The 3,778-nt window shown below is 65.1% G+C and carries 3 protein-coding genes; 1 reads left to right on the top strand and 2 read right to left on the bottom strand.

Going from position 1 to position 3,778, the window contains the following annotated elements; all coding sequences use genetic code 11:
• Nucleotides 1-165 precede the first annotated feature (165 nt).
• Together ACX80E_RS17040 and ACX80E_RS17035 are read right to left on the bottom strand one after the other, a co-directional pair.
• On the bottom strand, nt 166-1,968 hold the full coding sequence (locus tag ACX80E_RS17040) for an acetyl/propionyl/methylcrotonyl-CoA carboxylase subunit alpha (RefSeq protein WP_459303253.1): 1,803 nt from the start codon (nt 1,966-1,968) through the stop codon (nt 166-168).
• 197 nt (nt 1,969-2,165) lie between these two features.
• Nucleotides 2,166-2,780, bottom strand: coding sequence for a Maf family protein (locus ACX80E_RS17035; protein WP_459303252.1), 615 nt, complete (start codon nt 2,778-2,780; stop codon nt 2,166-2,168).
• A gap of 87 nt (nt 2,781-2,867) precedes the next feature.
• Here ACX80E_RS17035 and ACX80E_RS17030 point away from each other — a divergent pair, with 87 nt between their 5' ends.
• Nucleotides 2,868-3,626, top strand: a complete 759-nt coding sequence (locus ACX80E_RS17030; RefSeq protein WP_459303251.1) for a class I SAM-dependent methyltransferase — start codon at nt 2,868-2,870, stop codon at nt 3,624-3,626.
• The last annotated feature ends 152 nt before the right edge of the window (nt 3,627-3,778 follow it).

Here is a 3,778-nt window from a genome sequence, read left to right as displayed (position 1 = left end):
CTGATACGGCCCTTCAACACGGGCCTACAACGCCGAACCCGCAAACGACAGCCCGCTGCCGCCGACCACATTCACACAAGGCAAGCCGTCAAACCGAAAAGCAACAGCCTCAAAAGCACGAATTTTCGCCGTTTTCTGCGGGTCAGTTGCTTAAAGCGGGTGGGGTTAGTCCTCGATGGTGGCCAGGACGGCGCCGGCCGCGACAGTGTGACCGGCTGCGGCGCTCAGGCCCGTCACGGTGCCAGCCTTATGGGCTGTGAGGGGCTGTTCCATCTTCATGGCCTCCAGCACCACAATCAGATCACCCTCGGACACCACGTCCCCGTCAGCAACGGCCACCTTCACAATGGTGCCCTGCATGGGGGAGGTCAAGGCGTTGCCATTGGCGGCAATCGGGCCTGTGCTGCGGTGGCGGCCAACCTTTTTCGCCTTCTTCGCGCCACCACTGGTGGCGGCGCCATTCACGGCGAACTGTGCCGGAAGCGTCACCTCAAGCCGTTTGCCACCCACCTCGACCGTGACGCTTTGGCGCGTTCCGGCGTCGTCCGCGGCACCGGCAATCCCTGTCAGGTCAAACGCGGGGATGGTGTTGTTGAACTCGGTCTCAATCCAGCGGGTGTGCGTGGTGAACGCGGCACCGTCGCTCGGGGCGAAGGCCGGGTCAACAACCACTGCGCGGTGGAACGGCAACACTGTGGGCAGGCCGCCGACCTGCATTTCCGCCAGTGCACGGCTGGCACGCTGGAGCGCCTGCTCGCGGGTGGCGCCGGTGACAATGAGCTTGGCCAGCATGGAGTCGAAGTTGCCGCCAATGACCTCACCGGCGGTGATGCCGGAATCGACGCGGACGCCGGGGCCGGTGGGCAGCGTCAGTGTGGTGACGGTGCCGGGGGCTGGCATGAAGCCGCGGCCCGGATCCTCGCCGTTGATGCGGAATTCGAAGGAGTGGCCGCGGACTTCGGGATCATCGTAGCCAAGGTCCTCGCCGCGGGCGATCCTGAACTGCTCACGGACCAGGTCAATGCCTGTGACCTCTTCGGAGATGGTGTGCTCCACCTGCAGGCGCGTGTTGACCTCAAGGAAGGAAATGGTGCCGTCGGTGCCCACGAGGAATTCGCAGGTACCGGCGCCAACGTAGTGCGCTTCCCTCATGATGGCTTTGGAGGCGTCGTAGAGGCGCTTGTTCTGGTCATCGGAGAGGAACGGCGCGGGCGCCTCCTCCACCAGTTTCTGGTTGCGGCGTTGCAGGGAGCAATCCCGGGTGGAGACGACCACGACGTTGCCGGCCGCGTCCGCCAGGCACTGGGTTTCCACATGGCGGGGGGAGTCAAGGAAGCGCTCCACAAAGCACTCGCCGCGGCCAAAGGCTGCCACGGCTTCGCGGACTGCCGAGTCGTACAGTTCGGGGATTTCCTCCCGGGTGCGGACAACTTTAATGCCGCGTCCGCCGCCGCCGTAAGCTGCCTTGATGGCCAGCGGCAGACCGAATTCGTCGGCGAAGTCCAGGACTTCCTGCGTGGATGCCACAGGGTTCTTGGTGCCGGGGACCAGCGGGGCGCCAACCCTTTCGGCAATGTGGCGGGCCTGGACCTTGTCGCCCAAGGCGGCGATGGCTGCGGGGGAGGGGCCAATCCAGATCAGCCCGGCGTCAATGACCTGCTGGGCGAACTCGGCGTTCTCGGCCAGAAAGCCGTAGCCGGGGTGAACGGAGTCGGCACCCGACTGCTTCGCGGCGTCGAGGATTTTCGCCATGACCAGGTAGGAGTCCGCGGCCGTGGACCCGCCCAGGGCGAACGCCTCATCGGCCATCCGCACGTGCAGTGCTTCCCTGTCCGGCTCAGCATAGACAGCTACGGAGGTGATGCCCTCGTCGCGGGCCGCCCGGATGATGCGGACGGCGATTTCGCCGCGGTTGGCGATCAGAACTTTGCTCAGCTTTTGCGCACTGGCGGACTGTGAAATGCTCACACGAGACTCCTTCTATTCTTCACAGAGCCTAGCGTGAATATGTGGATTCTACGCACCCATCATGCGCTTTATGCGTGTGCCTGACGGTTCTTTTGTGGAGAAGCTACAAAAATGCTGGCCTGTGCCCAATCCTGTGTGAGTTCCCGTGCCTGCTCCCGTGCACGATCCAGTGCGCGCGGAGCCAACCGTCTGGCCCCTTAGGCCCACAACTCAGTGATGGAGACCCCGGTCGTGGCCAACAGCCGCCGCAGCGTGGAAATGGACAGGCCCACCACCGTGTGCGGGTCACCGGCCACGCCGCTGATGAATGCCCCGGCCATGCCGTCAATGGTGAACCCGCCAGCCACCTGCAGGGGCTCGCCCGTGGCAACATAGGCGTCAATCTCGGCGTCGGACACGTCCTCAAAGCTGACCACTGCGCTGTTGATCTCACCGCACGCAGCGACGGCGCCGCCGGAAGCGTTGATGAGCCAGTGCCCGGTATGGAGCACCCCGGACTTGCCCCGCATGAGCTGCCACCGTTCACGGGCGACGCCTGACTCCCAGGGTTTGCCGTACGGCTCGCCGTCGAATTCAAAGACGGAATCACACCCCACCACCAGCGTCTCCGTAAGGCCCGCAGCCACCGATTCGGCCTTGGCGCGGGCCAGTAGCAGCGCCGTCTCGGCGGGGGACAGGGGCCCTGCCGCGGCGCTGACGGCGTCTTCGTCGACGTCGGAGACAAGGATGCGGTGCACAATGCCGGCGTCGGAGAGCAGTTTGGTGCGGGCAGGGGAGGCGGAGGCCAGAACGAGGCGTGCGGGGAAAGTCATGCCTCAAGCCTAAACGCCGCCCAACGGCCGGCGCCCTCCCCAGCCGCGCGCGGCCCGTCCGGGGCCCCTGGCGATAGACTTGGAGGCATGCGCAGAACGTTTGAAGAACTCGTGGCCGAAGCAGCTGCCGTCTCCGTTGCCGGCTGGGATTTCGCCTGGCTCGACGGGCGGGCGCTGGAGGAGCGACCGCCCTGGGGGTATCAGGGGGTCATGGCCGCCGCGATGGCCCACGCCCGGGCCTCCCTTGACCTGCAGACAGGCGGCGGCGAGGTTCTGGCCGGGGCCGCCACGATTCCGCCGGTGGCCGTGGCCACCGAGGGCTGGCCGCCCAATCTGCCCGTGGCGACGGCCAGGCTGCACCCGCTGGGCGTTGCCGTGGTGTTCGACGACGACGAACCGCCGCTGCCTTTCGCCGACAACGCCTTTGACCTTGTCAGCAGCCGCCACCCCGTCAAGGCCTGGTGGTCCGAGATTCACCGGGTGTTGGCCCCCGGTGGCAGGTATGTGTCTCAGCAGGTGGGGCCCGCGAGCGTTTTTGAGTTGGTGGAGTTTTTTCTGGGTGCCCAGCCGGAGCACGTGCGCCGCGCCCGTCACTGGGACGACGCCGCCACGGAGGCCACCGACGCCGGGCTGGATGTGGTGAGCCTGCAAACAGCGTCCCTGCGTACCGAGTTTTACGACATTGGCGCTGTCATCTACTTCCTGCGCAAGGTCATCTGGATGGTCCCCGGCTTCACGGTGGAGGCGCACCAGGACAAGTTGCGCGAACTCCACGCCATCATTGAACGCGACGGCTCGTTCAGTGCCACCACGACCCGCTTCTTGATCGAGGCGCGCAAACCATAGCCGCCCCCATCTGTGTAGCAGTTGTTGGACGAAATGGTGCTTGTCATGTCTCATACCTGTGTAGACAGTTCATGTCTCATACCTGTGTAGACAATTGATGTCTCATACCTGTGTAGACGCTTCCGGTCTGAGTAGTGGCCAGACCGGGAGTG

It is taken from the genome of Arthrobacter sp. TMN-49 (assembly GCF_054511095.1).
This window is presented reverse-complemented; position numbering and strand designations above follow the sequence as displayed.

Excerpts from the sequence above, each read along its gene's own strand:
- ACX80E_RS17035 (WP_459303252.1), bottom strand. The coding sequence starts at position 2,780 with ATGACTTTCCCCGCACGCCTCGTTCTGGCCTCCGCCTCCCCTGCCCGC.
- ACX80E_RS17030 (WP_459303251.1), top strand. The coding sequence starts at position 2,868 with ATGCGCAGAACGTTTGAAGAACTCGTGGCCGAAGCAGCTGCCGTCTCC.